Source organism: Streptomyces sp. NPDC059355 (assembly GCF_042752335.1).
Taxonomy (GTDB): domain Bacteria; phylum Actinomycetota; class Actinomycetes; order Streptomycetales; family Streptomycetaceae; genus Streptomyces.
This window is the reverse complement of the sequence record NZ_JBHYXN010000013.1, coordinates 134,087-160,110: the sequence shown is the minus strand read 5'-3', so window position 1 is coordinate 160,110 and position 26,024 is coordinate 134,087. Positions and strand designations below refer to the sequence as shown.

The following is a 26,024-nucleotide window of genomic DNA, read 5'->3' as shown; positions in this document are numbered from 1 at the left end:
TACAACCGAGAGCTTCCGGCCGACTCCACGGTGTGACGCTCCACATAGAAGCCGGGCGCGGCCGGATAAATTACCGTCGAGTAGACTTTTGCTCGAAGATCTTCCCGTCCGGGCCGCCGGAGCCGGTTCGGACGGGAAGATCGACCAAACTGGTTCTACGGGCAACTTATCCTCCGATGTCCGGATACAGGTCAACGGTCGGTGCCGCCCTGATAGTTCTTCGGCCCATGAACAAGATCACCCGCCGGCAGGCCTTGGGCACCACAGCCGGCGCACTCTCCGCCCTCGGCATAGCCGGCGCCACCGCGCACGCAGCCGCAGCCGACTCCCGCGCCTCCATACCCGCAGGCACGGTCGACGAGGTCTACCAGGGCCGCCGCATCCAGATCACCCCGGGCACGACCGGGGGCGGCCACCACGGCGGCCACCACGGGGGCGGCCACGACGACCTGCCCACCGTCCGGATAGACGGCCGCGAACTGCACGTCATGCGCAACGCCGACGGCACCTGGATCAGCGTGGTCAACCACTACGAGACCTTCGCCGATCCGACCTCGCTCGCCCGCGCCGCGGTGCGCGAGCTCCAGGGCGCCGTCCTCGCCCCCTTCGCGCCCATGGGAGGCACGGCATGACCGTACGCAAGAACCAGGCCGCCCTCACCACCGAGGAGAAGCGCGCCTTCACCAACGCGCTGCTCGAACTCAAGCGCACCGGTGCGTACGACCGCTTCGTGACCACCCACAACGGGTTCATCATGAGCGACACCGACTCGGGCGACCGGGTGGGCCACCGCTCCCCGTCCTTCCTGCCCTGGCACCGCCGCTTCCTGCTGGAGTTCGAGGCCGCACTGCAGAAAGTGGATCCGAAGGTTTCGCTCCCCTACTGGGACTGGAGCGCGGACCGCACCTCACGCTCCTCCCTCTGGGCCGCCGACTTCCTCGGCGGCACCGGCCGGGCCCGCGACGGGCAGGTCATGGACGGGCCGTTCGCGTACGCCGCCGGGAAGTTCAACGTGAACGTACGGGTGGACGGGCGCGCCTACCTGCGCCGGGCGCTGGGCGAGGGCGTGGCCGAACTGCCGACCAAGGCCGAGGTGGAAGCCGTCCTCGCCATGCCGGTGTACGACATGGCCCCCTGGAACAGCTCCTCGAACGGCTTCCGCAACCACCTGGAGGGCTGGCGCGGCGCCAACCTGCACAACCGGGTGCACGTCTGGGTCGGCGGCCAGATGGCCACCGGCGTCTCCCCCAACGACCCGGTGTTCTGGATGCACCACGCCTACATCGACAAGCTGTGGGCCGAGTGGCAGGCCCGCCACCCGCAGTCCACCTACCTGCCGGCCGCCGGCACCGTGAACGTCGTCGACCTGCGCGACACCATGCGCCCCTGGAACGACGTGACCCCGGCGGACCTGCTGGACCACCGGAAGTTCTACACCTTCGACACGGAACCGGTCCCCGCCGCCGCGGCCAGCCAGCGGTAGTGCAGTTCGGGGCGGCCGACCTGCCCGTAGCGGGGGGTGCGGTCCGCCCGCCCGGTGTCCACCAGGTGCTCCAGGTAGCGCCGGGCCGTGATCCGGGAGATCCCCGCAACCTCGGCCGCCCCGGCGGCGGTCAGCCCCTCGGGCGCCGCCCGCAGCAGCGCGCCGACCCGGTCCAGGGTCGGCGCGCTGAGCCCTTTCGGGAGCTCGGCGGGGCCGGGGGCGCGCAGGGCGGCGAGCGCCCGGTCCACATCGCCCTGTCCGGCGGCCTCCCCCGCGGTGGCCCGGAACTCGGCGTAGCGCAGCAGCCGTTCGCGCAGCGTCGGGAAGGCGAACGGCTTCAGTACGTACTGGACCACCCCGACTGACACGCTCTCGCGCACCACGGCCAGGTCCCGCGCCGAGGTCACCACGATCACGTCCACGGGATGCCCGGAGGCCCGCAGCCGGCGGGCGAAGCGCAGCCCGTGCCCGTCGGGGAGGGTGAGGTCGAGCAGCAGCAGGTCGATCCGGGTCCGCTCCAGGACGCGGGTGGCCTCGGCGAGCGAGTGGACGGCGCCGACGGCGGTGAAGCCGGGCACCCGGCCGACGTACAGGGCGTGCGCGTCGGCGGCGACGGGGTCGTCCTCGACCACCAGCACCCGCACCGGGGACACCGCACCCGCCTCCTGTGCTTCGCTCATGGCGTCGGCTCCCTTCGCATGGGCAGTCGTACGGTGAACTCGGCTCCCCCGCCCGGACCTTCGGCGGCCACCGCGCTGCCGCCGTGCCGGTGGGCCACCTGCCGGACCAGGGAGAGGCCGAGGCCGCGCCCCTCTCCCTTGCCCGACCAACCGCGCAGGAACACGTCGGCATCGGCGCCCACGGGCAGCCCGGGGCCATTGTCTGCGACGCGGAGCAGCAGTGCGCTCTGCTCGGGCCGGACGGTGACGGCGATCCGGGCCCCGGGGAAGCCGGTGAGGGCGTCGACGGCGTTGTCGAGGAGGTTGCCGAGCACCGTGACGAGGTCGCGGGCCGGGAGGTTTCCGGTGCCTGCGTCGACGGCCCGGCTGTCGGGGGTGACGAAGAGTTCGACTCCGCGCTCGTGCGCCTGGGCGGCCTTGCCGAGCAGGAGCGCCACCAGGACGGGTTCTCCGACACCGGTGACCACCTCGTCGGTGAGGGCCTGGGCCAGCTGCAGTTCGGCGGTGGCGAATTCCACCGCCTCGTTCGCCCGGCCGAGTTCGATGAGGGAGACCACGGTGTGCAGCCGGTTGGCGGCCTCGTGGGCCTGGGAGCGCAGCGCCTCGGTGAAACCTCGCTCCTGATCCAGCTCGCCGGTGAGCGACTGGAGTTCGGTGTGGTCGCGGAGGGTGACCACGGTGCCGCGGCGGCCGCCGCCCGCGACGGGTGAGCTGTTGAGGACGAGCACCCGGTCCGCGGTCAGGTGCACCTCGTCCACGCGGGGCCGGTCGGCGAGCAGGGCTCCCGTGAGCGGGGCGGGCAGCCCGAGGTCGGCGGCGCCTCTGCCCCGGACCTCCCCCCGCAGGCCGAGCAGTTCGCGTCCGGCGTCGTTGATGAGGGTGATGCGGCGCTGGCCGTCGAGCATGAGCAGCCCCTCGCGGACGCCGTGCAGGGCCGCCTGGTGGTAGTCGTACATCCGGCTGAGTTCGGCCGCGTTCATGCCGTGGGTGTGCCGGCGCAGTCGCGCGTTGACCACGTACGTGCCGGCTCCGCCGAGCGCGAGCGCGCCGGCCGCGACCCAGGCGAGGGCGCTGAGCTGCTCCGCGAGGCGGGCGCTGATGGCGCGGACGGTGATGCCGGCGCTGACCATGCCGGCGACCCGGCCGTCGTCCATGAGCGGGGTGACCACGCGGATGGAGGGCCCGAGGGTGCCGGTGTAGGTCTCGCTGAAGGTCTCGCCGCGCAGGGCGGGGCCGGTGTTCCCCATGAACGGCTCGCCGATGCGGCGGGGGTCGGGGTGCGTCCAGCGCCGCCCGTCCGGGGCCATGATCGTCACGAAGTCCACCCCGGAGTCCACGCGGACCCGCTCGGCGTACGGCTGGAGCGCGGCCGAGGGGTCGGCGCCGACGGCCCCGCGTACGGCCTCGCGTACGGACGGGGAGTCGGCGACGGCCCGGGCCACGGCCCCGGCCTGGCGCCGGGCGGCCTCCTCGGCCTGTCCGCGGGCGGTGGCGTACGCGAAGACGGCGCAGCCGGCCACGACCACGGCGACCAGCAGCACCTGCATGGCGAACAGCTGGCCGGCGAGGCTGCGTGGGGGTCGGGGAAAACGGAACATGGCGCTCAGTGTGCACCGGGCCGTGAACTCAATGAACGCAAGGGTGACCGGGGTCACTGCCTCGGGCGATGGTCCTCCCGGGACGTATTCACCACCAGGAGGCGAGCCGTGGCCGGCAGACGCGACAAGACCCACTACCTGTACATCGCGGTGATCGCCGCGGTGCTCCTCGGCATCGCCGTCGGCTTCGCCGCACCCGGCACGGCCGTGGAGCTGAAGCCGCTGGGCACCGGCTTCGTGAACCTCATCAAGATGATGATCTCGCCCGTGATCTTCTGCACGATCGTGCTGGGCATCGGGTCGGTGCGCAAGGCCGCGAAGGTCGGCGCCGTGGGCGGCCTCGCCCTCGGCTACTTCATGATCATGTCGACGGTGGCGCTGGCCATCGGGCTCCTGGTCGGGAACCTGCTGGAGCCGGGCAGCGGACTGCACCTGACCGAGGCCGTCAAGCACGCCGGCGAGGCGCAGGCCAAGGCGGGCGGGGCGCAGAGCACGCCCGAGTTCCTGCTCGGGATCATCCCGACCACCCTGGTCTCCGCCTTCACCGGCGGGCAGGTGCTCCAGACGCTGCTCGTGGCGCTGCTGTGCGGGTTCGCGCTCCAGGCGATGGGTGCGGCGGGCGAGCCGGTGCTGCGCGGGATCGGGCACGTGCAGAAGCTGGTCTTCCGGGTGCTGGCGATGATCATGTGGGCGGCGCCGGTGGGCGCGTTCGGCGCGATCGCGGCGGTGGTCGGCGCGACCGGGATGGACGCACTGAAGTCACTGGCCGTCATCATGATCGGCTTCTACACGACCTGCCTGCTGTTCGTGTTCGTGGTGCTCGGCACCCTGCTGCGGGTGTGCACCGGGCTCAACGTGTTCTCGCTGCTGCGCTACCTGGGCCGCGAGTTCCTGCTGATCCTGTCGACCTCCTCCTCGGAGTCGGCGCTGCCCCGGCTGATCGCCAAGATGGAGCACCTGGGCGTCTCGAAGCCGGTGGTCGGCATCACGGTGCCGACGGGCTACTCGTTCAACCTGGACGGGACCGCGATCTATCTGACGATGTCCTCCCTGTTCATCGCGGAGGCCACGGGCAAGCCGCTGGCCATCGGCGAGCAGATCTCACTGCTGCTGTTCATGATCGTGGCCTCGAAGGGCGCGGCGGGCGTGACCGGCGCCGGGCTCGCGACGCTGGCCGGCGGACTCCAGTCGCACCGGCCGGAGCTCGTGGACGGGGTCGGGCTGATCGTGGGCATCGACCGGTTCATGAGCGAGGCCCGGGCGCTGACGAACTTCGCGGGCAACGCGGTGGCGACGGTGCTCATCGGCACCTGGACCAAGGAGTTCGACCGCGAGCGGGCCACCGAAGTCCTCGCGGGACGCCTGGAGTTCGACGAGACCACGCTGATCGACGACGGCCACGGCGCGGAGCTCCCCACCGTGCCCGCCCCCTCGCCGGTCGGCGCCAAGGACGGCGTACCGGTCTGACCGGAACGCCCGTCACGGGCCGGCCGGGCCGGGCTCGCCCCCACGGTGCCCGGGCCGGTCGGCCCTCACACCCCCTTCACACCGCCCCCACGCGGCCCCATGGTCTGTTTTCGGCCACGGGGTCGCGAAGTGTCGTGCGGTAAAAGGTACTTCCATACCGGGGCACGCGTCTGACATCTTGCGTCCACCACTCGTTTCGTACGGCCCGGTAGGTGTCATGAGCACCTCCAGGCCGTCTTCGGAGGACGCATTGATACCCCACATATCCAGCCGACCTCGACGTACTCTCGTGCTGGCCGCCACGCTCGGCGCCGCACTCGCCTTCGGGGCCCCCGCCGCGCTCGCCGGCACCACCCCGGTATCCCCTTCCGGCCAGAGCACCACCTCCGCGCCCGCCAAGGCCGCGGGCAAGGCCGCCGCGGCGCCGACCTCCCAGAGTGCGACCTGGGTTGCCGGCACCCGCGCCTACCTCGTGATCACCGCCCCCGGTGACAGCACGGCGGTCCGCAGCGCCATCGCCGCCAACGGCGGCACCGTCTTCTCCAACTTCGACTCCATCGGCGTGATCGTCGCCCACTCCGCCTCCGCCGGTTTCGCCGCGACGATGCGCGGGGTCAGCGGGGTCCAGCAGGTCGGCGCCACGCGTACCTCGGACGTCCCGGCCGACGCCTACAACCCGGCGCTGCCCGCCAACCCGGCGCAGTCGACGACCCCGGCCGGCGAGCCCGTGCGCGCCGACATGAGCCAGATCAAGGCGGACCAGGCCTGGGCCGTCACCACCGGCTCCTCCTCCGTCAAGGTCGGCATCCTGGACACCGGTGTGGACGACCAGCACCAGGACCTGGCGCCGAACTTCAACGCGGCCGACTCCGTCTCCTGCGCGTACGGCAAGCCGGACACCCGTACGGGCGCCTGGCGGGACGTGGACAGCCACGGCACGCACGTCGCGGGCACCATCGCGGCCGCCAAGAACGGCAAGGGCGTCGTCGGCGTGGCCCCGGGAGTGAAGATCTCCGCGGTCCGCGTCGCCGAGCCGGGCAACTCGTTCTTCTTCGCCGAGAACACCATCTGCGGCTTCGTGTGGGCCGGCGACCACGGCTTCAAGGTCACCAACAACAGCTACTACACGGACCCGTGGCAGTTCAACTGCCCGGACAACATCGACCAGGCCGCCATCATCGAGGGCGTCAAGCGCGCCCAGGAGTACGCGGAGGGCAAGGGCTCCCTGCAGATCGCCGCGGCGGGCAACGAGAACTACGACCTCGCCCACAAGACGACCGACTCCGCGAGCCCGAACGACTCGACGCCGGTCACCCGCACCATCACCAACGCCTGCCTCGACATCCCGACCGAGCTCCCGGGCGTGGTCACGGTCGCGGCGAACGGCACCGGCACCTCGAAGGCCTCGTTCTCGAACTTCGGCTCGGGCGTCATCGACGTCGCGGCCCCGGGCAGCGACGTCTACTCCACCGTGCCGGGCGGCAAGTACGGCACCAAGAGCGGTACGTCGATGGCCACCCCGCACGTGGTGGGTGTCGCGGCGCTGCTCGCCAGCACCAACCCGGGCATCACCCCGGCGCAGCTGCGCGACAAGCTGGCCACCCAGGCCAACGACATCGCCTGCCCGTCGGACAGCCGGTGCACCGGTACCGCGGCCAACAACTCGTTCTTCGGCGAGGGCCAGGTCGACGCGCTGAAGGCGGTCGGCTCCACCCCGCCGCCCGGGAAGTACTTCGAGAACCTCGGCGACTTCGCGATCAGCGACAACGCGACCGTGGAGAGCCCGATCACCGTCAGCGGAGTGACCGGCAACGCGCCGGCCACCCTCAAGGTGGGCGTGGACATCAAGCACACCTACATCGGTGACCTCAAGGTCGACCTGGTGGCCCCGGACGGCACCGTCTACACCCTGAGCAACCGGGCCGGCGGCAGCACGGACAACATCGTCCAGACCTTCACGGTCAACGCCTCCTCCGAGGTGGCCAACGGCCTCTGGAAGCTGCGCGTGAACGACAACGCCAACTCGGACACCGGCAAGATCGACGCCTGGAACCTCACGTTCTAGTGCCGTCGGACTGACGGGCCGACGCCGCAGGACGTCGGCGAGCCGGTCGAGGACGACATCGCAGTGCTTGCGGGGCCATCGGGGAGCAGTCCAACTGCGCCCCGATGGCCTTCGTCACACCCCGGGCCGCTCCGAACGGCCCTGCCGGGCTATCTGGTGCGCAGTACGCAGTCCCCGCAGAGGCCGCCGCCGGGGACCTTGTAGTAGAGGCAGCAGCTGCGGCGTACGAAAGCCACCCCGAGCCCCTCCTCGTGGATGAAGGTGCCGGCTCCGCCGAGCGGTCCGTCCTCGGCCAGCAGCTGCGCGGCCAGGGACACCGCCGGGCCGCCCGGGACCCGGTCGATCAGTACCCGCACCGCTCCGACCAGCCCCGACGCGGCGTTGCCGCGCAGCACCTTGGGCGAGACCGCGTACCGCTCCCGCAGCCGCGCGTCCAGGGCCGCGAGGTTGCCGAGCACGGTCTTCCCGAGCGCCTCGGCCGACAGGTCCCCCCGGCCGGGCTCGGGCAGCCACAGCTCCAGCGATCCCGCCCCGGGCAGCCGCCACCACACCCGGTCGGCCCCCAGGTCCGGCACCCGCCCGCCCAGCGCGGCGCAGCCGAGCCCGATCGACCACAGCCGCGAGGCGATCCCGAACTGTGCCGTCGAGGCGGCGACGCGCCCCGGCCCGCTGCCGATCCGCCGCCCGACCTCGGCGACGTACGGCTCCAGCCGGGGCCCGTACAGCTCGCTCAGCGGCCGGAAGCCGTCCCCGGGCGGTTCCGTCCCGTACGGGACGGTGAAGAACGGCCCGACGGCGGCGAGTCGGCGCAGTACCAAGTCCATGTGCGGATGATCTCAGGTGTTCCCGGCCGGTCCCAGGCGGTCCCCGGCGGTCTCAGGCCGCGGCGGACTCGCGGATCACGGAGAGGGTGCGGGCGGCCGTCTCGGCCATGGACGTGCGCATCGCGGCGAGCCGGGAGGCGGCGAACTCGCGCCCGAACTCTCCGCTGAACGTCAGGGTGAGGGCGCCGCTCGGGTCCTCGTCGATGACGTTGTCGATGGTCCAGACTTCCTTCTCGTCCGAGCGGCGGAAGCTCACGCGGTGCCCGATGTCGAAGACCACGACCTCGCGGAAGCGGTCCCCGGCGCGGGCTATCTCACGGACCAGGCCCTGCGGGGTCTCCGACAGGACCGTGCACTCGGTGATCGCCGGCACGTAGGGGCGCGGGTCGGCGGCCTTGGCCACCAGCCCCGTCCACAGGTCGTCACGGCTCAGCTGGACCTGGTCCTCGGCCACGGGGTCGTTCACGGGCAGGGTGTACTCGATGCGGGTGACGGTCTCGGTCATGCCGGGGCTCCCCTGGGGTTCGATCTCGTGACGGGGCAACCAGCGTCGCAGACCGGGCATTCCCCACAGCACCCCTGAGTTCCGACCATGGCGAAATCAGGGGCTCGGGGCCCTTGCGGCGTCCGCGCGGGCGTGGGCGGCCACCGGGAAGCCGGCCCCGTCCAGGCCGCCCTGCTTGGTGTCGTCGTGGGCGAAGACGAACGACTCGATCGGGACGCCGCGCTCGGCGCCGAGCTGGGCCGCCAGCTCCTGCAGCACCACCGCCTCCAGCACCGCGCGGACGGCGTCCGGTACTCCGGGCAGGCGGATCACCGAAAGGCTCTCCGACGGTTCGGCGGGGGCCGTGGTCAGCAGCAGCGTGAGGTGCCCGGCCGCGGCCAGCGAGCGGGCCAGTTCGATCTCGCGGCCGTCGCCGAAGACCAGGTGCAGGGTGTTGCCCGCCGACTCCATCCCCCCGTGCAGGTAGTTGCGGGTCGCGGACGCGGCCGCGGTCATCCGGACCACCTCGCGCAGCAGCAGCGCGCCCTCCTCCGCCGAGGCCCGCGAGGCGCCGGCCGCCACCGCGTCGGAGGCGACGCAGCGGGCGGCGCGCCCGCGCAGGCCCGCGACCACCTCGACGGCCTGCCGGTGGACGGCGGCGGTCTGCTCGGCGATGTCGCCCCACGGGTCCTGCCCACGACCCGCGATGGCTCCCGCGACCAGGTCGAGGGCGACGACCGTCCCCGTGTAGCCGATGGTCGAGGCGCACGAGTCGGGCTCGTTGCCGAGGTCCAGGGTCAGGTCGGCCAGCTCGCCGAGCGGCGACGGTACGACGCCCAGCAGCGCGGTCCTCGTGATGCCCGGTGCGGCGCACCGTAAGGCGGCGATGGTCTCGCAGCTGCGGCCGCCCTGGGAGACGGCGATCAGGCAGTCGGTGTCGAAGCCTGCGGTGCCGGTCCCGATCTCGCTGGACAGCACGCGCTGGGTGACGACCCCGGCCGCGCGCAGCTGCTGTACGGGGACGGCCAGGGCCGCGTACGAGGCGCCCATGCCGGTGAGCAGGGGGCGCCGGGCGCCGCGCAGCGCGGCGTACCGCGGTGAGGCGAGCCGGGCGCGGACACGGTCGGCGATCCGGGCGAGGGCGGCGCCCTGGCCGGCCTGGCCCTCGATGAAAGTGATGCGGGATCCGGGCATGGTGGGGTCTCTCGCCTTTCCTGGAACGTCGGTGACGGTCTGCGCGGACCTGTGGAGGTCCGCGAAGGTCCCTACGGGAACGGTGCGTTGGAGGGACGGTAGGGGGCGGGAGGCGGGGCCGGGCGCCGGAGCCCCGTCCTCCGCGCGTTCGCGGCCCGGGGTCGCCGGGCCGGATCCCGCGACCACCCGGCGGAAGAGCAGGTGGCGGAGCGCGACGAAGGCGGGCCGACCGGGATCAGAGGGCAGGGTTCGGTGGCGATGCCGTGGTTGACGAAGCGGTCGATCGCGCCGGATCGTCAGCCGGGGCCGCCGCCGGGGCCCGGGCCGTGGCAGAGGGCCGTCGAGGTGCCGGGGGCTCCGCCGCGAGCCTGCGCGGGCCGGGTCGGTCGCCCTGCGCCACCGCGCCGTCACCGCGTCCCCCGGCGACGCGGACCGCCCGCCGGACCACCCTCCGGACCGCCCGGCACGCCCGTCCGGCGCCCCGCGGCGCCACCGGGCACGGGCCCCTCCCCCGAAGGGCCCCCGGGCCGGTGTTGGACACATCACCGAAGGCCACCTGTTCGATGCCCCGGCGGCCCGGGCGGGGCCCCGGGACCGTCCGCCGCACAGCCGGTCGGGGCCGCTGCGGGACACACCCGGAGAGCTCGATATATACGCAGGTCAGAGGGTGTTTGTACGCCGATCGGAGGCCTTCGGGTCGGCCGTCCGGGGGACCCGCGCGGCGCGCCGGAACGGATGTCCGCGGATCAGGATTACGGGGGCTCCCCGGCGGGGACCAAAGTCATCGAAAAACATGGCCGCGGCGTTGCCAATTTGGGGGTTCATGAGAGCACATTTAGGAGCTACATTGAGCCACTCGCGTTCACCTGACAGCCCGTTGCCTTTCACCCGTGTTTTGCGCGGGGGGTGACGTCAGGGACGCACACTGTGCAACCACCCCACCGCCCAGAAGGACCGAAGGCTCCGTGCCCGTACCCGTACTCCTCGCCGGCCGCTCCGTGCGGCTCGAGCCCCTCGCCCCCCACCACACCGAGGCCTTGGCCCTGGCCGGGGCCGAGGATCGTACGACTTACGCCTTCACCCCCGTACCCCATGGGGTGCAGGCGTCCCACGAGTACATCGACCGCGCCCTCGCAGATCAGGCGGCGGGTCGATCACTCCCCTTCGCGGTGGTCAGAGCCACCGACGGCCGGGTCGTCGGTTCGACCCGGTTCCTGGAACTCGACTACTGGCAGGGACCACTGGTGTGGCCCGCCGTGCCGGGCGTCCCGTTCGGTGATCCGGCGACCGCGATCCCCGATGCCGCCGAGATCGGCAATACCTGGCTGTCCCCGGGCGCCCAGGGGACGGGCATCAACACGGAGGCGAAGCTGCTCATGCTCCGCCATGCCTTCGAGACCTGGGGCGTGCGCCGCATCTCGCTGCGCGCCGACGCCCGCAACGGGCGCTCGCGGGCCGCCATGGAGCGGCTCGGGTTCACCTGCGAGGGGGTCCGCCGGGCCCATTCGCGGGGTCTCGACGGCGCCGTGCGCAGTACCGCCTTCTACTCGATCCTCGACGAGGAGTGGCCGACCGTACGGTCGATCATCGAGCTGAAGCTGTCGGCGGGGGCCCAGCGCAAACGGCGCCGCAAGACACTGGTCCCGGCGTAACGGTCCTGCGTTCGGCGCAGCCGTCCGCGGCGGCCCGCCGCCCCGGCCCTTCCTCCCGGCGTCAGCCGAGGAAGGCCGGGGCGAGGGCCGATGCCATCAGCGGCGCGGGAGCGCCGCTGCCGTCGGCCGGCAGGGAGTACAGGTCGGCGCCGAAATCGCCGGGCAGGGAGTAGACGACCGTCCTGTCGTCCGTCCACACCACTTGGTCGTCCACGCTGCGCTCCTCGGCGAGCGGGGTTTCCCGCATCGAGGCCAGGTCCAGGACGTACAGCCGCCAGGGGGCGTCCGGTGACAGGCCGGGCACCCGCTTCTTGAACACCAGCCGGGTCCCGTCGGGTGACAGCGACGGGCACTCCAGGTTCTCGCGCAGCGTGGTCACGGTGCGTTCGGCGAGGTCGCCGCGGACCAGGTAGGTCCGGCCGCCGGTGGCGAGCGTCGCGTAGAAGGTCCGCTCGTCGGCGGCGAAGGTCACGCCCCAGAAGTTCACGTCGGTGTTGCGGTACGCCTTGCCGTCCTTGCGGATCGCGAAGTCCTCCAGCGAGGCGTCGAACGTGCCCGTGCGCAGGTCGAGCAGCGAGGTCCGGGTGGAGAAGTCGGTCCCGGCGTACGAGTCCCCGCCGACGAAGACCGTCCAGGCGACGAGGTGTCCGCCGGGCGAGACCCGCGCGCGGGTGGGGATGCCGGCGAGCGGGTGCGCGGAGACCTCCTTGAGGTGCGCGTCGAGGACGACCGCCCGGTAGCTCTCCTGGACCCCTCCCTTGTCGGCCTGGAGGCAGATCCCGGTGCCGGCGGCGGCGTGGAAGCGCAGGCAGCTCACTCCGGAGGCGGTACGGGGGCCCTGGGGCGCGTCGCCGGGGACGGTGGCGAGCTCGTCGCGGTGCGGGCCCCACGCCATGTTCCGGAACACGATCCGCCGCTCGCCCGCGCCCGGGGCCAGGGTCACCTCGCCCCGGGTGATCTGCGGGCCGCCGGCCTGGGTCCGGTTCTTCTCGTCGGCCCGGGAGGAGGCCCGTACGACGGCGAGCACCCCCACGGCGGCGAGCAGCAGGACGGCGGAGACGAGGATCAGGATCCGGCGTTGGAGGGTCATGGGGGCCTTTCGGGGATGTGGGGGACTTCGGAGACGGCCGAGCGGCTCAGTCGGCCCGCGCCCCGTCGGCGGACCGGGCGTCCATCGCGTCGGCGGGCCGCAGCCAGGCGCAGGCGGCGGCCGCGACGGCCAGCAGCACGGCCGCGACCGCGAGGGCCGGGCGGGGGCCCCAGACGGTCCAGGCGGCGCCGAAGCCCAGCGAGGCGGCGAAACGGGCGAGCGCCTGGCCGGTCTGGACGAGGGCGAGGCCGCCGCCGCGGTGCTCCTCGGGCACGGCTCCGGCCGCCGCGGCCATCAGCACTCCGTCGGTGGCCGCGTAGAAGCCGCCGTGGAGGAGGAGCACGGCGTACGGCAGGGTCGGCTGGTGGCCGCCGGTCAGCAGGAGCCCGTACGCCAGGAGCAGCGCGAGGTGGCCGCCGAGGAAGACGCGCCAGCGGCCGATCCGGTCGGCGAGCCGGCCGAGGGGCAGCGCGAGCAGGAAGAACGCGGCGGCCGTGCCCAGCGGCAGCAGCGCGAACCAGCGGTCCGCGATCCCGGTGGCGCGCTGGAGCAGCAGGAAGAGGAAGGCGTCACTGACGGTGCAGAGCCCGAGCAGCAGGGCGCAGAGGCTGATCCGGCGCAGGTCGCGGCGGCCCAGCAGTCCGAAGGCGGCCCGCAGCGAGACGGGCTCGGCGCCGGGGGACGGCTCGGTGCGCCGGCCGGGTACGAACAGGACCAGTACGAGCACGCCGAGGGCGGCGACGCAGGCGCTGACCGTGAAGACGGCGTCGTAGCCGTCGGCGGCGCCACGCAGGATCAGGAAGGCGAGGAGCGGCCCGATCAGGGCGCCGGCGGTGTCCATAGCCCGGTGGACCCCGAAGGCCCGGCCGCGGTCCTCGGGGGCGGCGGCCAGGGAGATCAGCGCGTCGCGCGGGGCGGTGCGCAGGCCCTTGCCGGTGCGGTCGAGGGCGAGCACCGCACCGATGGCGGGGAGGGTGTGCGCGAGCAGCAGCAGTGGCTTGCACAGGGCCGAGAGGCCGTAGCCGAGGCCGGCGAGGGCCTTGTGGCGGCCGAGGCGGTCGCCGAGGTGGCCTCCGGTGAGCCGGACCAGCGCGCTGATGCCGTTGTAGATCCCGTCGAGCAGCCCGAAGCCGAGCGGGGACAGGCCGAGGCCTGCGACGAGGTAGAGCGGGAGCACGGCCGTGACCATCTCGGAGGAGACGTCGGTGATCAGGCTGACCGTGCCGAGGGCGAGGACCGTGGGGGCGAGCGCGGCACGCCGCCCCGGGCGGATGCCCGGGGCGACGGCCTGCGGCTCGGGGGTCACGGCGGGCGCGGGGGTACCGCGGCTGTCCGCAACGTACATGGTCAGGAAGCCCAGATCCCCGTGATGTCCTTGGCGGTGGCCGCGTTCCCGGCGTGGGCGGTCAGACCGGCCAGGCCCTCCAGGGTGCGCAGCACGTCGTAGTGGTTGTACGTGGTGGACGAGGTGCTGCCGGGGGTGACGGGCTGGCCGTAGAGCACGGTCGGGATCTTGTTGCCCGCGAGCCGGTTGTCCTCGTCGAAGGTGACGACGAGCAGGCTGTTGTGGGTCTTGGCCCAGTCCGCGTAGGCCTTGAGGTTGTTCTTGAGCCAGGTGTCGCCGGTGCCCACGGAGCAGTCGTGCATGTCGCTGCACAGGTTCGGGACGACGAAGGACACCTTGGGCAGGGTGGTGTAGTCCGTCGGGAACTGGGTCATGGTCTTCGCGGTGCTGGTGGGCACGTTGGAGAAGGCGAACCAGGGGTTGTGCTTGCGGGCGTAGTTGCCGCTGCTGCACGTGGTGGAGCCCTGGCTGGGGAGGGTCTCGTTGTAGCTGGCCCAGCTCTTGCCGGCGGCGATGAGCTCGGAGGCCAGGTTGGGTGCGGAGCTGAAGCCGGGGGTGTAGCAGCTGTCGCCGGTGACGCCCTGGTTGGAGCCCGAGAACAGCTGGAGGTAGTTGGGCTGGCTGGGGTGCGTGATGCCGAACGACTGCGTGAGGTTGGCGCCGCCGCTCTTGAGGGAGTTGATGTAGGGGGCGCTGGAGCTGCCGATGACCTGGCTGTAGGCGTGGTTCTCGAAGACCACGACGACGACGTGGTCGGGGGCCGGCAGGCCGGCCGCGTGCGCGGGCTGGGCGGCGCCGAGGCCGGCCCACAGGGCCGTGCCGGCGGCGGTGAGGCCGAAGGCGGTGGCAAGGGCGGTCTTTCGGGGGAACCGTGACGAGGTCATGCCAAACACGGAAAATACCTCCGGGCAGGGGGTTCTGGTGGCGGCGCGCACGCACCATACCCAGGGGCATGTGCATGGGCCAGGGACAGTCGGCCAACAGCCCGGGAACTCCGGTGGCCCTTCCGGTGTTCGGCAACGCCCTGACCTACGGAAGCCCAAGACCTGGAAAAGAGGGGAACCGGGCAGCACGTAGGCTCATCCTTCGAACAGAAGAGACCACCCCCTGGCGGGGAAGAGACCATCCCCCCACGGGGCAGCACCAGCCGGAGAGCAACCGCACATGTCGTACTCACCCGACGGACAGCAGCAGCCGTACCGATCGGAAGGGCAGTACCAGCAGCAGCCCTACGGCGCTTCGTACACGCAGCAGTACGAACCCCAGTACCAGCCCGAGCCCCCGTACGGGCCGCCGCAGCCGCCGTACGGCGAGCCGGAGGAGCCCCAGTACGAGCGTCGGCGGCCGCGCCGGGGCAGGCGCTGGCTGATCGCGGGTGTCTCCGTCCTGGCCCTCGCGGGCATCGCGGCCGGGGTGATGTACCACTTCGAGATACCCCCGTTCACCGACAAGGGCAAGGACGTCTCCTTCGGCCAGCCCGCCGGGGGCGGCGGCCAGGCGGCCGCCGACGGCGCCGCGAAGCAGGCGGCCAACTCCAAGGCACTGATGCCCACCGGCCCGAAGGCCGAGTTCAAGAACTCGATGACCCTGGCCGACGGCACGCACGTGGCCGTCACCACACTGGACGGCAAGAAGTCCGGCTTCAAGGGCAAGGTGTGGGTCTGGGCTCCCAAGGAGTACAACGACCCGAAGTTCGCCAAGAGCGGCTTCCCGGTCATGATCGCCCTGCCCGGCGGCGCGGGCTACCCGAACAACTACTGGATGGGCACCGACCTGGGGCTCCAGACCAGCATCAGCAAGTGGTACGCCGAGGGCAAGAGCAAGCCGTTCATCCTCGCCATGCCGGTGCTGAACCCGGGCCCCGACGACAAGGGCATCTACTGGGACGGCTCAGACATCCCCGACCAGCCCAAGATGGGGACCTGGCTGACCGAGGACGTCCCGGACCTGGTGAAGGCGAACTTCCGCACCGTCAAGTCCCGTGACGGCTGGGCCTACATGGGCTCCTCCACCGGCGGCTTCGCGAGTCTGAAGGCCGTGCTCAAGTACCCGGAGAAGTTCAAGGCCGCGATCTGCTCCGGCCCGGACATCGTGCCCGACTCCTCGCTGTGGAAGGGCCACGACAAGGAGAAGGCCGAGAACAACCCGGAGCTCCTGGCGAAGGCCATGATCGACAAGAAGGGCTCGCCGGACGTCTACCTCGCCTTCCAGGTCGGCGACAACGAGAACAACAAGAAGACGCTGCCCGACGTGCAGAAGTTCGTCGCGACGTACGGCAAGGGGCCGATCCACACCAGCCTGAGGATCATCCCCGGCGGCCAGCACAACGCCAAGACCTACGTGCCGAACATGGGCGAGGGCCCGATCGAGTTCATCAGCAAGGTCATGGAAGGACCGGTGGAGTAACCGCCGGTACGAAGGATTCCGCGCACGGCCCGCCGAACACCATCGGCGGGCCGCTGCCGTCCCAGGCCGCCCAGCCCGGGTCCCCGGTCACGGCGAAGCGCACCCAGGCCGCGTGCATCCGGTCGGCCAGCTCCTGCGGGGCGTCCCGCCCGGCCAGCCAGGAGGACTCCGGCACGTCGAGGGTGTCGAACACGAAGCCCAGCTCCAGGGCGTGGCAGGCGCCGAGGCCGGGAATGCCCGAGGGCCAGCCGAACTCGTACACGAAGCTGGAGGCGGACCGCCGCGCCCCCGCCAGGCGGCGCAGCGGATCGCGCAGCAGCCGGTCGGTGAGCAGCTGCCCCGCGAGCTCCGCCGGGCCCGCCCCGGGCAGTGCGGCGCGCAGCGCCCGTACGGCGGCCCGGTCCTTGCCGCTGCGCGCGCGGGCCAGGGCCACGGTGAGCGGACCGAGCCGGTCCATGACCGGCAGCGCGCCGGTGGGGGCGAGCCAGAGCCGGTACTCCTCGGTGGTCCAGCCCAGCAGCAGTGGTACGTCCGTCGCCGCGGCGGCCTCCAGCGGGTCCCCGGGGAGCGTGTCCGGGTCGGCTACGAGGCCGAAGGCGGGGCCTGCGGTGAGCGGGCTGGAGCGGCGCAGCACGGCGGCCTGGGCGGCGAGCAGGTCGGGCAGGGCGGTGGCGCCGAAGGCCTGTGCGGTCGCGGGGACCTTCAGCAGGGAGGCCATCCGCCGGACCATGGCGCGCACCTTCTCGCGCGCCAGCACCTCGGGGGCGCCGCTCTGCAGCGCGGCCCGGGCGAAGAGCCCGGCGGCGCGGGGGGCGCCGAGCAGGGCACCGACGCTGATGGCTCCGGCGGACTCACCGAAGACGGTGACGCGGGCGGGGTCCCCGCCGAAGGCCCCGATGTTCTCCCGGACCCAGTTCAGGGCGGCGATCTGGTCGAGCAGCCCGCGGTTGGCGGGGGCGTCGGGGAAGAGCCCGTAGCCGAGGACGCCGAGGCGGTAGTTGACGGAGACGAGCACCACCCCGTCGCGGGCGAAGGCGGAGCCGTCGTAGACGGGGACGGCCGAGGAGCCGCGGGTGAGCGCCCCGCCGTGCAGCCACACCATGACGGGCAGCCGGGCCCCGGGGGCCGGGTCCGGGGTCCACACGTTGAGGTTCAGGCAGTCGTCCCCGGGGACGTCCGGGTCGGGCAGCAGCGCGGCGAACTTCGGCGGGTAGGGCACCTTGGGCGCGGTGGGCCCGAAGGCGCCGGCGTCGCGTACGCCCTCCCAGGCGGCCGGTGGCGCGGGCGCGGCGAAGCGGAGGGCGCCGACGGGCGGGGCGGCGTACGGGATGCCCCGGAAGGAGGCGGTCCCGGCCGGGCCGGTCCGGCCCTCGACGACGCCGTACCCGGTCCTGACCCGGGGCCGGCCGCTGTCGCCCGCTGTGCTCATCGATTCCTCCGTCGGCCCGGTGCGTCACCGCACCACTGCATCACTGCATCACTGAATCCGGTGTTCCGCCTCCCCGGCACGGTCGCACAGGCCTGCGAGGGGTGACAAGGCGTGACCCGGCCCGGGGCGGGCCGGGTTGGACCGGTCATGCGATCCATGCGTATCCACCCCGGTGTCCGCGGCTCCGCCCGGGTGGCCGGCCCGGTCCTCCCGTTCGCGCCCGTGCTGCTGCCCCTGCTCCTGCTCGTGGCCGCGGCGCCGGCGCAGGCCGCGGCGGGGGACTTCCAGTACGTCGGCCAGGACGACAAGGTCCACGGGCTGACCGCCCCGCAGGGCTGTGTGGCGGCGAAGGGCGGCGGCTCGCGGGCCGCCACCAACTCCACCCGCGGGACGGCGACCTTCTACCGGGAGCCCGGCTGTGCGGGCCGTCCGGCGGCGGTGCTGGAGCCGGGCGCCGCGGGCCAGATCAAGCCGTACTTCGCCTCCGTGCGATTTTCCTTCATCACCAAGGCCCAGCGGCCGTGACCGCCGGGCTCCCGCCGCGTTGTACGCCATGTCAAATGCCACAGACCCCTGTGGCACCACACATCTCACGAGGAGATCTTGATGTCGCGTATCGCGAAGGCAGTCGCCGTCACCGCTGTTGCCGGTAGCGCCCTGGCCGCCGGTGCCGGTCTGGCCGTCGCCGATGCCGGAGCGCACGGTGCGGCGGTCGGCTCCCCCGGTGTCCTCTCGGGCAACCTGGTCCAGGTTCCGGTGCACGTCCCGGTCAACGTCTGCGGCAACACCGTGAACGTGATCGCCCTGCTGAACCCGGCGTTCGGCAACACCTGCGTCAACGCGTCGGGTGGCGGCGAGCACCACACCGAGGGCTACGGCGGCTGACGGCCGGATCGAGGACCCGGGGCCCCCGCCGTACGGCGGGGGCCCTTCTCGTACATCCGGCCCTCGTACCGGGCCCTCGTACCCGGCCCTCGACCCGGCCTCCGGATCATTCGTAGCGGTAGAGGCCCTGATGGCCGAGCATGTCGCGCGGGGTCAGGTCCCACGGCGGCATCGGCTCGTCGAGGGCGATCACCCGGCCGCGCTGGAGGTCGCCCGGTGCGAGCGGGGCGGCGGGCAGGTAGCCGGAGCCGGGGTGCCTGAGCTGCCAGCGGTCCCAGAGCAGGTCCACGAAGGCGTGGTGCAGCCAGAACGCCGGGTCGTTGGGGGCCGTGCCGCCCGTCATGTGGCCGCCGATCCACTGGTGGACCTTGTTGTGGTTGCGCCAGCGCTCGCTCTTCGGCGCGGCCCAGCCCTCCAGCTTGTTGCGGAACCCGCCGCCCTGCGCCGTGGAGTCCCAGGGCGAGGTGTCGTACGTGGGGTCGTCGAGCGCCCACCGGAGCTCGGCCGCGGTGGGCAGGGCGATCGGGTTCTGCGGCCGCCCGAGGTTGCGGGTGAGGAAGCGGGCCTCCGTGATGCCCACCGCGATCTCCCAGTTGCCCTTCTCGTGGGCGAAGGGGCCGGTCATGACCCGGCGGTCGCTCTCGCGGCCGGTGCCGCCGAGGAAGTCCTCGGCCCAGAGCGAGGAGACCGGGCTGTTGTCCGCGGTCCAGTCCCAGTACGGGACCGCGACGCCCGGGTCCACGGCCTGGAGCAGCCGCTCGAACTGGAGCAGGTAGCGCCGGTGCCAGGGGAAGAACGACGGGGACATGTGCCCGACACGGAGCTTGCTGTCCCGGTCGGGCACGAAGTACTTGTCGTGGGTGCGCACCAGGTCGTCGTACGCGCCGGTGCGCTTGAGCTCCAGCACGGCCGCCGTGAACCGCTTCTTCTGGGCGCTGGTCAGGTTCTTCTGGTTCTGCCGGGTGTACATGCGGGGCTCCTCAGCCGTGGTGCGGGGCCGCGAACGCCAGCTGGGTGGTGCCGAGTTCGTCGACGGCGGCGCGGGCCAGTTCCAGCGGGGTCCCGAAGGACTGGAAGTGGTTGATCCCGCTCAGGTAGCTGCCGTCGGCGCGGCGCATGACGTGCAGGGGGCGGCCGTCGATGCGGACCCCGGCGAAGTCGACGGCGATGTGCCGGCCGCGGTACGTCTCCTCGGCGAAGGGGGCCGGGGTCAGGGTCTGCCGTGGGCGGCGGGCGCGCAGTACGGGAGCCAGGGCCGCGGCGGTGCCGGCGAGCACCGCCGCGGTGAAGGCCGTACGAAGGGCCGTACGGCGGGTGAGTGCTGCGGATGCGGGTGTGGCGTACATGCGGTCTCCCTCGCTCGGTGGTCCGCGCTACGGGGTCTAACGCGGCGCGGCGGGCGAGGTCACCTCGGCGGCCGGGGGTGCTTGTAGAAGAGGGTGGTGGGGTGCAGCCGGCCGGCCGGGTCGGCGGCGTAGTCGGGGATGGTGCCGGCCTCGGTCCAGCCGGCGGACCGGTAGACGCGCTCGGCCCCGCTGCCGGTCTCGGTGTCGAGGACCAGCAGCAGCACACCGGCCCGGGCTGCCGCGTGTTCGGCCTCGGCGAGCAGGGCGCGGGCGGTGCCGCGGCCGCGTGCCTCGGGGTGCACCATGAGCTTGCGCAGTTCGGCGCGGTGGCGGCCGTTGGGCTTGGACTCGCGGTACCAGCTGACGGTCCCGTCGAGACGGCCGCCGCCGGTGCGGGAGGCCCAGAGGGCGAGGGAGCCCTCCTCGACGGCGGGAACGAGCGAGTCCCACCAGGCCGCCGCCCGGTCGTGGTCGAGGTCGGCGAGGAAGCCGAGCGAGGAGCCGCCGCGGACCACGGCGAGCAGCAGGTCGGCGAGTTCGTCGCGGTGGGCGGCGAGCAGGGCGGCGTCGAGCCGGGCGATCACGGGGGTCATGCGGCGAGGATAGGGATCAGCGGGCAGCCCGCCGGAGGCGGGGCAGGCGCAGGTCGCGCAAGACGCCGGCCATGCGGAGCGTGAAGACGGGCCCGGCGCGGACGGCGATGCCGAGCGTGTCCGCGGTACCGGCCCGGTGCAGGCCGAGGGGGCCGGACGCCCCGGCGGGCGCTGCGGTCGCGTACGCCTCCTCGAGCAGGAGCAGCGGGGGGGAACTCCCCGCACAGGACATCGCGGACGGCCTCGCAGGTGACCCCGGTCAGCACGGCGAGGACGAGCACGGCGAGGGACGTGACGTGGGCGTCGATGGCGGCGATGCCGAGGAGGTGGCGGGCGTGCAGCACGGCGCCTCCTTCCGGGGGCGGGGCGGGATTCCGGACCGACCCGTTGCCCCTGCCTCCCCGGCGGGCCGCCGCGCATCGGCCGTTCGGCCATCCCGTGCCGGGTGCCGCCCGCCGGCCGCTGCGCGGGGCTTCCTCCACACCCCGCCCTCTCACCGTCTCTCCCCCGGACCCCGCGCCTCGCGCGCCGGCGGGGCCGGGACTACGGGGACGGGAGTTCCGCGAAGTCGGCCACCAGGGTGTGGTGGTGGCCCGGTGTGCCCAGGGTCAGGGCGTCGGACTTGGCGCGCTTCAGGTACAGGTGCGCCGGGTGCTCCCAGGTCATCCCGATGCCGCCGTGCAGCTGCACGCACTCCTCCGCCGCGCGGACCGCCACGCCGGAGCAGTACGCCTGCGCGACCGCCACCGTCAGCGGGGCGTCGGGGGCCCCGGTGGCCAGTGCGTCCGCCGCCGCGCGGGCCGCGGCCCGGGCCGAGGCCACGTCCAGCCACAGCTGCGCAAGCCGGTGCTTCAGCGCCTGGAAGGAGCCGACCGGCCGGTTGAACTGGTTGCGGCCGCGCACGTGCCGCACCGTCTCCGTCAGGCACCACTCCGCGATCCCGAGCTGCTCGGAGGCCAGCAGTCCGGCCCCGGAGAGGAGCGCCCCGGCCACCGCCGCCCGCGCCGTCGCCGGGTCCGCGAGCAGGGTCCCCGCGGCGCCGTCCAGCGTCACGGTGGCGAGCGGACGGGTCAGGTCCAGCGGGATCAGCCCGGTCGACGAGACCTCGCCCGCCGGGACCGCGTACAGCCCCGTGTCGGCGAGGACCAGCAGGACGTCGGCGGCCACCGCGTCCGCCACCGAGGTGACGGTGCCCGTCAGGCTCCCGCCCCCGGCGTCCCGTACGGCGGACGGCAGCGGCGCGCCCGGGGCCTGCGTCAGAGGCAGCGCCGGTGCACAGACCTGCCGGCCCGCGGCCAGCTCCCGCAGGAGGTCGCCGGCCTCCGGGGTGTCGCAGCCCAGCAGGATCTCCGTGGCGAGCACCGCGCTCGTCAGGTACGGCACGGGCGCCACGGCCCGGCCCAGCTCCTCCAGGACCACGGCCGCCTCCCGGTGGCCCGCGCCCTGCCCGCCGCGCTTCTCCGGCACGAGCAGCCCCGCCGTGCCGATCTCCGCCGCGAGCGTGTGCCACAGCTCGGGGTCGTGCGGCCGGCCGGTCTCCGCCCGGGCGAGCACGTCCGCCGGTGCGCAGCGGTCCGCGAGCAGCGCGCGTACGGCGGACCGGAGTTCTTCCTCCGTCTCGGAGTACAGCAGGTCGAACGCAGTGCTCATCGGGCCAGGTCCTTCCAGGCGAGGTCCTTGTCGTCGCGCGGCTCGGCGGGCAGGCCGAGGACGCGTTCGGCAACGATGTTGAGGAGGATTTCGCTGGTGCCGCCCTCGATGCTGTTGCCCTTGGCGCGCAGGTAGCGGTAGCCGGCGTCGCGGCCGGTGAAGTCGACGAGCTCGGGCCGGCGCATCGTCCAGTCCTCGTACAGCAGGCCCTCCTCGCCGAGGAGTTCCACCTCCAGGCCGCTGATCTCCTGGTTGAGGCGGGCGAAGGTGAGCTTCATCCCGGATCCTTCGGGGCCGGGCTGGCCGGCGGCGAGCTGCTGGCGCAGCCGTTCGCCGGTGAGCCGGGCGACCTCTGCCTGGACCCACAGCCGGAGCAGCCGCTGGTGCAGGGCGTGGGTCCGCAGTTCCGGCCGTTCGCGCCAGGCGGCGGCGACCGGTGCGATCATGCCGCCCTCGCGCGGGATCCGCATGCCGCCGATGGAGACGCGTTCGTTCATCAGGGTGGTGCGGGCGACCTCCCAGCCCTGGCCGACGGCGCCGAGCCGGTGGCTGTCGGGGATGCGGACGCCGGTCAGGAAGACCTCGTTGAACTCGGCCTCACCGGTGATCTGGCGCAGCGGCCGGACCTCGACGCCGGGGGCGTGCATGTCGCAGAGGAAGTACGTGATGCCCTGGTGCTTGGGGAGCGCCGGGTCCGTGCGGGCGATCAGGATGGCCCAGCGGGCGGTGTGGGCGCTGGAGGTCCACACCTTCTGCCCGTCGACGATCCAGTCGCCGGTGGTGCTCTCGCGGACCGCACGGGTGCCGAGCGCGGCGAGGTCGGAGCCGGCGCCGGGCTCGCTGAAGAGCTGGCACCAGACCTCCTCCCCCAGCCACAGGGGGCGCAGGAAGCGCCGCTTCTGCTCGTCGGTGCCGTAGGCGAGGATCGTGGGCGCGGCCATGCCGAGGCCGATGCCGATGCGGCGCGGGTCGTTGTCGGGGGCACCGGCGGCTTCGAGCCCGGCGTCCACGAGGGCCTGGAGGGTGCGGGGCGCGGCGAGTCCGCCGAGGCCCTCGGGGTAGTGGACCCAGGCGAGGCCGGCGTCGAAGCGGGCCCGCAGGAAGTCGGCGGCGTCGGTGTCGGCGGGCGGGTGGGCGAGCAGCAGGTCCCGTACGCGCGCCACCAGCTCTTCGGAGGTGATCATCGCGGACCGCCTCCGTCCAGGGCCGGTACGACGACCAGCCGGCCGGTGGTGGTCCCGTCGGCGAGGCGCTGCACGGCGTCGGCGGCCGCGGCGAGCGGGACGCGTTCGCTGACCAGCGGTGTGACGGCGCCCTCGGCGGCGAGCCGGGTGAGCTCGGCGTGGCAGGCGGCGACGGCGGCGGGGTCCTTGGTGGCGTACAGGCCCCAGTGCAGGCCGAGGACGGCGTAGTTCTTCACGAGGGCGTGGTTGAGGGCGGGGGCGGGGATCGTGCCGCTCGCGAAGCCGACGACGACGATCCGGCCCTCGAAGGCCACGCACTTGGCGGAGGCGGTGTACGCGTCGCCGCCGACGGGGTCGTAGACCACGTCGGCCCCGCGGCCGCCGGTGAACTCCTTGACCCGGGCGACGATGTCCTCGCCCGTCCGGTCGATCACCAGGTCGCAGCCGAGTTCCTCGGCGGTGCGCACCTTGGCCTTGCCGCCGACGACCCCGATGACGGTGGCGCCGGCGGCCTTGCCGAGCTGGACGGCTGCGCTGCCGACCCCGCCGGCGGCGGCGTGCACGAGGAGGGTCTCGCCGGCTTGGAGGCGGGCCCGGCGGTGCAGGCCGAACCAGCCGGTCTGGTAGCCGATGTGCAGGGCGGCTGCCTCGGCGTCGTCGAGGGTCTCGGGGGCCGGCAGCAGGGCGCGGGCGGAAGCGGTGACGTACTCGGCGAAGCCGCCGTGCGGCAGGCTCGGGTTGGCGATGACGCGGCGGCCGTCCTCGGTCTCGCCGCAGATCTCGACGCCGGGGGTGAAGGGCAGCGGCGGGCGGATCTGGTACTGGCCCCGGACGAGCAGCGCGTCGGGGAAGTTGACGTTCGCCGCGAGCACCTTGAGCCTCACCTCGCCCTCGCCGGGCACCGGTTCGGGAACCTCTTCGAGGCGCATGGCCTCTCGGGGTTCACCGGGGGTATGTACTCGCCATGCCTGCATCCGGGGCCTCCAGCCGCCGTCGAGGAACCACGCTCCGCGGGCATACTAAGCGGTCGCTTGCCACTCTGGGAACCGCTGGCGGGACGGATTCCGGGCCGGACCGAAACACCACGCGCCAATCCGGCCACTCCAGCCCCCCATCAGGCAACATGTGACGTGCACTCGTCATGACTTGAGTCCAGGGGGGACCACCACATGAGAAGAAGCATGTCCGCGGCCGCGGCCGCCGTCGTTCTGGCCGGACTGATCACGGCGGCCGCCCCGGCCGCGGCGGCCGGGACCGCGTGCACGCCGGACATCCTGCGGCTGCCGGCCCTCGCGGAGGGCCCCTCGCCGGCCTACGGGTCCGTACGCGCCTTCGGGGCCGGCGGCCTGGTGGCCGGCGAAAGCGTCGGACTGCCCGCGTACTGGACGGCCGACCACGCGGTACACGCCGTGCCGCTGCCCGAGGGCTTCGTGTCCGGCGAGGTCCTCGCGGTGAACCGCAAGGGCCTGATGGTGGGCACCCTCAGGCGCGCCGGTACGTCCGACGCCCCTTACGGGTTCACGTACCAGAAGGGTGCGGCGGCGGTCCGGCTGATCGGCGGCGCAGCCACCGTGAGCGCGGTGACGGACGTCAACGACGCGGGCCGCTCCGTCGGCATGGAGGGCGGCGTCGCCAAGGAATGGCTGAACGGCGCGGTGGTGCGCGAGCTGCCCGTGCCCGCGGACGCCCGCCCGGGCACCGGCATCGTCTCGGTGAACGGGATCAACGCGCGCGGGGACATCGTCGGCACGGCCCGGACGTCCTACGAGGAGGACGACCAGCTCAGGGGGAAGACCTTCCCGGTCGTCTGGCCCGCCGGGGGCGGGTACCCGCCGTACAGCCTGCAGGTGTGGACCGAGGACGACTCGACGGTCCGGACGGCCGCGGCCGACATCGACGACCGCGGCCGGGTCGTCGGCCACGAGGACCGCAGCTACCGCGACTGGCAGGAGCGCAAGCCGGCCGTCTGGAAGAAGCCGTACGACGCCCTGCCGAACGACCCCGGCCGGGTCAAGGGCTACGACCACGTGACCCTCGACGGGCTCAGCCCGGCCACGAACGTGGCCGTCGGCTCGGCCGTCACCTTCGTCGAGGGATACGCCAACTTCGTCCACGCCGCGTACTGGCCGGGCACGGGAGCCCCTCTGGCCCTCCCCCACCCCGCCGGCACCGGCCCGGACTCGCGCAGCTCGGCGTACGCGGCCTCGGACGACGACCGGGTGGGCGGCACGTTCTACGACTGGGACACGATGAAGGGCACCGCCGTGGTGTGGACCTGCGCGAGCAAGCAGGCGTACACGCCGCAGAAGTGACCCCTTCGCGGGCATGGTGATCTCGGCGCCCGCACGCTATCGATGCCCCATGACGGACGAGATCCCGCCCGGCCTGTCCGGGCTGCCCGCGCCGCCGCCGCTCGGGTCCGCCGCACTGCCCGCCGGTACGTACGCGGGGCAGGTGGTCCTCGTGACCGGCGGCGGCACCGGGCTGGGCAAGGCCATCGCCGCCGAGTTCGCGCGGCTCGGCGCGGATCTGGTCATCGCGGGCCGGCGCGCCGAGCGGCTGGAGGCGGCGCGGGAGGAGTTGGGCGGCCGCCCCCGGGCGGGCCCGGGGGAGGCCGCCCGCGTCGGCAAACGGGAGGCGGAAACGATC

The 26,024-nt window shown here is 73.2% G+C and carries 26 protein-coding genes; 10 read left to right on the top strand and 16 right to left on the bottom strand.

Going from position 1 to position 26,024, the window contains the following annotated elements; genetic code table 11:
• Positions 1 to 227 precede the first annotated feature (227 nt).
• Together ACFXGI_RS15685 and ACFXGI_RS15680 are read left to right on the top strand one after the other, a co-directional pair.
• Complete coding sequence (locus ACFXGI_RS15685; protein WP_384706262.1) at positions 228 to 632, top strand: tyrosinase family oxidase copper chaperone; 405 nt, start codon at positions 228 to 230, stop codon at positions 630 to 632.
• The gene (locus ACFXGI_RS15680) at positions 629 to 1,483 is read left to right on the top strand and encodes a tyrosinase family protein (RefSeq protein ID WP_384706260.1); all 855 of its coding nucleotides are present in this window, start codon (positions 629 to 631) and stop codon (positions 1,481 to 1,483) included. Before ACFXGI_RS15685 ends, ACFXGI_RS15680 begins: the two co-directional genes overlap by 4 nt.
• On the opposite strand, the gene ACFXGI_RS15675 is transcribed toward ACFXGI_RS15680, so the two are convergent.
• Together ACFXGI_RS15675 and ACFXGI_RS15670 are read right to left on the bottom strand one after the other, a co-directional pair.
• Positions 1,432 to 2,163, bottom strand: a complete 732-nt coding sequence (locus ACFXGI_RS15675) for a response regulator (protein ID WP_384706258.1) — start codon at positions 2,161 to 2,163, stop codon at positions 1,432 to 1,434. The two genes, ACFXGI_RS15680 and ACFXGI_RS15675, sit on opposite strands and share 52 nt — an antisense overlap.
• Entirely contained in the window at positions 2,160 to 3,761 is a 1,602-nt protein-coding gene (locus ACFXGI_RS15670; protein ID WP_384706256.1) for an ATP-binding protein, read from the bottom strand. Before ACFXGI_RS15670 ends, ACFXGI_RS15675 begins: the two co-directional genes overlap by 4 nt.
• A 108-nt stretch (positions 3,762 to 3,869) precedes the next feature.
• On the opposite strand from ACFXGI_RS15670, the gene ACFXGI_RS15665 reads away from it, so the two are divergent.
• Entirely contained in the window at positions 3,870 to 5,228 is a 1,359-nt protein-coding gene (locus ACFXGI_RS15665) for a cation:dicarboxylate symporter family transporter (RefSeq protein ID WP_384706254.1), read from the top strand.
• Positions 5,229 to 5,517: 289 nt separating this feature from the next.
• Positions 5,518 to 7,293, top strand: a complete 1,776-nt coding sequence (locus tag ACFXGI_RS15660) for a S8 family serine peptidase (RefSeq protein ID WP_384706252.1) — start codon at positions 5,518 to 5,520, stop codon at positions 7,291 to 7,293.
• 149 nt (positions 7,294 to 7,442) lie between these two features.
• Here the strand turns inward: ACFXGI_RS15660 and ACFXGI_RS15655 are convergent, their stop codons facing one another.
• The 3 genes from ACFXGI_RS15655 to ACFXGI_RS15645 all read right to left on the bottom strand — a co-directional run bounded on the left by ACFXGI_RS15655 (position 7,443) and on the right by ACFXGI_RS15645 (position 9,795).
• Positions 7,443 to 8,117, bottom strand: coding sequence for a (2Fe-2S)-binding protein (locus ACFXGI_RS15655; protein ID WP_384706250.1), 675 nt, complete (start codon positions 8,115 to 8,117; stop codon positions 7,443 to 7,445).
• A gap of 52 nt (positions 8,118 to 8,169) precedes the next feature.
• The gene (locus ACFXGI_RS15650) at positions 8,170 to 8,622 is read right to left on the bottom strand and encodes an SRPBCC family protein (protein ID WP_384706248.1); all 453 of its coding nucleotides are present in this window, start codon (positions 8,620 to 8,622) and stop codon (positions 8,170 to 8,172) included.
• 96 nt (positions 8,623 to 8,718) lie between these two features.
• Positions 8,719 to 9,795, bottom strand: a complete 1,077-nt coding sequence (locus tag ACFXGI_RS15645; RefSeq protein WP_384706246.1) for an SIS domain-containing protein — start codon at positions 9,793 to 9,795, stop codon at positions 8,719 to 8,721.
• 965 nt (positions 9,796 to 10,760) lie between these two features.
• Between ACFXGI_RS15645 and ACFXGI_RS15640 the strand changes: the two genes are divergently transcribed.
• The gene (locus tag ACFXGI_RS15640; protein ID WP_384706244.1) at positions 10,761 to 11,447 is read left to right on the top strand and encodes a GNAT family N-acetyltransferase; all 687 of its coding nucleotides are present in this window, start codon (positions 10,761 to 10,763) and stop codon (positions 11,445 to 11,447) included.
• A 61-nt stretch (positions 11,448 to 11,508) separates the two neighbouring features.
• On the opposite strand, the gene ACFXGI_RS15635 is transcribed toward ACFXGI_RS15640, so the two are convergent.
• Genes ACFXGI_RS15635 through ACFXGI_RS15625 form a run of 3 tightly spaced genes read right to left on the bottom strand, consistent with a single transcriptional unit; the run spans position 11,509 to position 14,766 of the window.
• Positions 11,509 to 12,537: a TolB family protein gene (locus ACFXGI_RS15635; protein WP_384706242.1), complete on the bottom strand. Its 1,029-nt coding sequence runs from the start codon at positions 12,535 to 12,537 to the stop codon at positions 11,509 to 11,511.
• 46 nt (positions 12,538 to 12,583) lie between these two features.
• A complete protein-coding gene (locus ACFXGI_RS15630; protein WP_384706240.1) occupies positions 12,584 to 13,882 on the bottom strand; it encodes an MFS transporter in 1,299 nt (432 codons plus the stop codon).
• Between the two features lie 2 nt (positions 13,883 to 13,884).
• Positions 13,885 to 14,766, bottom strand: coding sequence for an alkaline phosphatase family protein (locus ACFXGI_RS15625; protein ID WP_384706238.1), 882 nt, complete (start codon positions 14,764 to 14,766; stop codon positions 13,885 to 13,887).
• A gap of 280 nt (positions 14,767 to 15,046) precedes the next feature.
• On the opposite strand from ACFXGI_RS15625, the gene ACFXGI_RS15620 reads away from it, so the two are divergent.
• Positions 15,047 to 16,288 (top strand): alpha/beta hydrolase, encoded by a 1,242-nt coding sequence (locus ACFXGI_RS15620; RefSeq protein ID WP_384706236.1) that lies wholly within the window; start codon positions 15,047 to 15,049, stop codon positions 16,286 to 16,288.
• Here ACFXGI_RS15620 and ACFXGI_RS15615 read toward each other — a convergent pair.
• Positions 16,266 to 17,717: a carboxylesterase/lipase family protein gene (locus ACFXGI_RS15615; RefSeq protein WP_384706234.1), complete on the bottom strand. Its 1,452-nt coding sequence runs from the start codon at positions 17,715 to 17,717 to the stop codon at positions 16,266 to 16,268. The genes ACFXGI_RS15620 and ACFXGI_RS15615 overlap by 23 nt on opposite strands.
• A 156-nt stretch (positions 17,718 to 17,873) precedes the next feature.
• Between ACFXGI_RS15615 and ACFXGI_RS15610 the strand changes: the two genes are divergently transcribed.
• Complete coding sequence (locus ACFXGI_RS15610) at positions 17,874 to 18,242, top strand: hypothetical protein (protein WP_384706232.1); 369 nt, start codon at positions 17,874 to 17,876, stop codon at positions 18,240 to 18,242.
• An 81-nt stretch (positions 18,243 to 18,323) separates the two neighbouring features.
• Positions 18,324 to 18,602: a chaplin gene (locus ACFXGI_RS15605; protein ID WP_030868780.1), complete on the top strand. Its 279-nt coding sequence runs from the start codon at positions 18,324 to 18,326 to the stop codon at positions 18,600 to 18,602.
• Positions 18,603 to 18,708: 106 nt separating this feature from the next.
• On the opposite strand, the gene ACFXGI_RS15600 is transcribed toward ACFXGI_RS15605, so the two are convergent.
• The 7 genes from ACFXGI_RS15600 to ACFXGI_RS15570 all read right to left on the bottom strand — a co-directional run bounded on the left by ACFXGI_RS15600 (position 18,709) and on the right by ACFXGI_RS15570 (position 24,349).
• On the bottom strand, positions 18,709 to 19,572 hold the full coding sequence (locus tag ACFXGI_RS15600) for a tyrosinase family protein (RefSeq protein WP_384706230.1): 864 nt from the start codon (positions 19,570 to 19,572) through the stop codon (positions 18,709 to 18,711).
• Between the two features lie 10 nt (positions 19,573 to 19,582).
• A complete protein-coding gene (locus ACFXGI_RS15595) occupies positions 19,583 to 19,948 on the bottom strand; it encodes a tyrosinase family oxidase copper chaperone (RefSeq protein WP_384706228.1) in 366 nt (121 codons plus the stop codon).
• 59 nt (positions 19,949 to 20,007) lie between these two features.
• Complete coding sequence (locus ACFXGI_RS15590; RefSeq protein WP_384706226.1) at positions 20,008 to 20,541, bottom strand: GNAT family N-acetyltransferase; 534 nt, start codon at positions 20,539 to 20,541, stop codon at positions 20,008 to 20,010.
• A 16-nt stretch (positions 20,542 to 20,557) separates the two neighbouring features.
• Complete coding sequence (locus ACFXGI_RS15585; protein WP_384706224.1) at positions 20,558 to 20,773, bottom strand: hypothetical protein; 216 nt, start codon at positions 20,771 to 20,773, stop codon at positions 20,558 to 20,560.
• Positions 20,774 to 21,084: 311 nt separating this feature from the next.
• Positions 21,085 to 22,191, bottom strand: coding sequence for an acyl-CoA dehydrogenase family protein (locus ACFXGI_RS15580; RefSeq protein WP_384706222.1), 1,107 nt, complete (start codon positions 22,189 to 22,191; stop codon positions 21,085 to 21,087).
• Positions 22,188 to 23,375: an acyl-CoA dehydrogenase family protein gene (locus tag ACFXGI_RS15575; protein WP_384706220.1), complete on the bottom strand. Its 1,188-nt coding sequence runs from the start codon at positions 23,373 to 23,375 to the stop codon at positions 22,188 to 22,190. Before ACFXGI_RS15575 ends, ACFXGI_RS15580 begins: the two co-directional genes overlap by 4 nt.
• Positions 23,372 to 24,349 carry an NADPH:quinone oxidoreductase family protein gene (locus tag ACFXGI_RS15570; protein ID WP_384706218.1) on the bottom strand — a complete coding sequence of 326 codons (978 nt, stop codon included), beginning with the start codon at positions 24,347 to 24,349 and terminating at the stop codon, positions 23,372 to 23,374. Before ACFXGI_RS15570 ends, ACFXGI_RS15575 begins: the two co-directional genes overlap by 4 nt.
• A gap of 195 nt (positions 24,350 to 24,544) precedes the next feature.
• Here ACFXGI_RS15570 and ACFXGI_RS15565 point away from each other — a divergent pair, with 195 nt between their 5' ends.
• Both ACFXGI_RS15565 and ACFXGI_RS15560 read left to right on the top strand, forming a co-directional pair.
• A complete protein-coding gene (locus ACFXGI_RS15565; protein WP_384706216.1) occupies positions 24,545 to 25,687 on the top strand; it encodes a hypothetical protein in 1,143 nt (380 codons plus the stop codon).
• A 49-nt stretch (positions 25,688 to 25,736) separates the two neighbouring features.
• Positions 25,737 to 26,024: SDR family NAD(P)-dependent oxidoreductase (locus tag ACFXGI_RS15560; RefSeq protein ID WP_384706214.1), on the top strand; the 288-nt coding region annotated here is incomplete at its 3' end.

Excerpts from the sequence above, each read along its gene's own strand:
- ACFXGI_RS15580 (WP_384706222.1), bottom strand. The coding sequence starts at position 22,191 with ATGAGCACTGCGTTCGACCTGCTGTACTCCGAGACGGAGGAAGAACTC.
- ACFXGI_RS15630 (WP_384706240.1), bottom strand. The coding sequence starts at position 13,882 with ATGTACGTTGCGGACAGCCGCGGTACCCCCGCGCCCGCCGTGACCCCC.
- ACFXGI_RS15645 (WP_384706246.1), bottom strand. The coding sequence starts at position 9,795 with ATGCCCGGATCCCGCATCACTTTCATCGAGGGCCAGGCCGGCCAGGGC.
- ACFXGI_RS15655 (WP_384706250.1), bottom strand. The coding sequence starts at position 8,117 with ATGGACTTGGTACTGCGCCGACTCGCCGCCGTCGGGCCGTTCTTCACC.
- ACFXGI_RS15680 (WP_384706260.1), top strand. The coding sequence starts at position 629 with ATGACCGTACGCAAGAACCAGGCCGCCCTCACCACCGAGGAGAAGCGC.
- ACFXGI_RS15590 (WP_384706226.1), bottom strand. The coding sequence starts at position 20,541 with ATGACCCCCGTGATCGCCCGGCTCGACGCCGCCCTGCTCGCCGCCCAC.
- ACFXGI_RS15600 (WP_384706230.1), bottom strand. The coding sequence starts at position 19,572 with ATGTACACCCGGCAGAACCAGAAGAACCTGACCAGCGCCCAGAAGAAG.
- ACFXGI_RS15620 (WP_384706236.1), top strand. The coding sequence starts at position 15,047 with ATGTCGTACTCACCCGACGGACAGCAGCAGCCGTACCGATCGGAAGGG.
- ACFXGI_RS15605 (WP_030868780.1), top strand. The coding sequence starts at position 18,324 with ATGTCGCGTATCGCGAAGGCAGTCGCCGTCACCGCTGTTGCCGGTAGC.
- ACFXGI_RS15595 (WP_384706228.1), bottom strand. The coding sequence starts at position 19,948 with ATGTACGCCACACCCGCATCCGCAGCACTCACCCGCCGTACGGCCCTT.
- ACFXGI_RS15675 (WP_384706258.1), bottom strand. The coding sequence starts at position 2,163 with ATGAGCGAAGCACAGGAGGCGGGTGCGGTGTCCCCGGTGCGGGTGCTG.
- ACFXGI_RS15615 (WP_384706234.1), bottom strand. The coding sequence starts at position 17,717 with ATGAGCACAGCGGGCGACAGCGGCCGGCCCCGGGTCAGGACCGGGTAC.
- ACFXGI_RS15610 (WP_384706232.1), top strand. The coding sequence starts at position 17,874 with ATGCGTATCCACCCCGGTGTCCGCGGCTCCGCCCGGGTGGCCGGCCCG.
- ACFXGI_RS15685 (WP_384706262.1), top strand. The coding sequence starts at position 228 with ATGAACAAGATCACCCGCCGGCAGGCCTTGGGCACCACAGCCGGCGCA.
- ACFXGI_RS15585 (WP_384706224.1), bottom strand. The coding sequence starts at position 20,773 with ATGTCCTGTGCGGGGAGTTCCCCCCCGCTGCTCCTGCTCGAGGAGGCG.
- ACFXGI_RS15670 (WP_384706256.1), bottom strand. The coding sequence starts at position 3,761 with ATGTTCCGTTTTCCCCGACCCCCACGCAGCCTCGCCGGCCAGCTGTTC.
- ACFXGI_RS15625 (WP_384706238.1), bottom strand. The coding sequence starts at position 14,766 with ATGACCTCGTCACGGTTCCCCCGAAAGACCGCCCTTGCCACCGCCTTC.
- ACFXGI_RS15650 (WP_384706248.1), bottom strand. The coding sequence starts at position 8,622 with ATGACCGAGACCGTCACCCGCATCGAGTACACCCTGCCCGTGAACGAC.
- ACFXGI_RS15575 (WP_384706220.1), bottom strand. The coding sequence starts at position 23,375 with ATGATCACCTCCGAAGAGCTGGTGGCGCGCGTACGGGACCTGCTGCTC.
- ACFXGI_RS15565 (WP_384706216.1), top strand. The coding sequence starts at position 24,545 with ATGAGAAGAAGCATGTCCGCGGCCGCGGCCGCCGTCGTTCTGGCCGGA.
- ACFXGI_RS15635 (WP_384706242.1), bottom strand. The coding sequence starts at position 12,537 with ATGACCCTCCAACGCCGGATCCTGATCCTCGTCTCCGCCGTCCTGCTG.
- ACFXGI_RS15570 (WP_384706218.1), bottom strand. The coding sequence starts at position 24,349 with ATGCAGGCATGGCGAGTACATACCCCCGGTGAACCCCGAGAGGCCATG.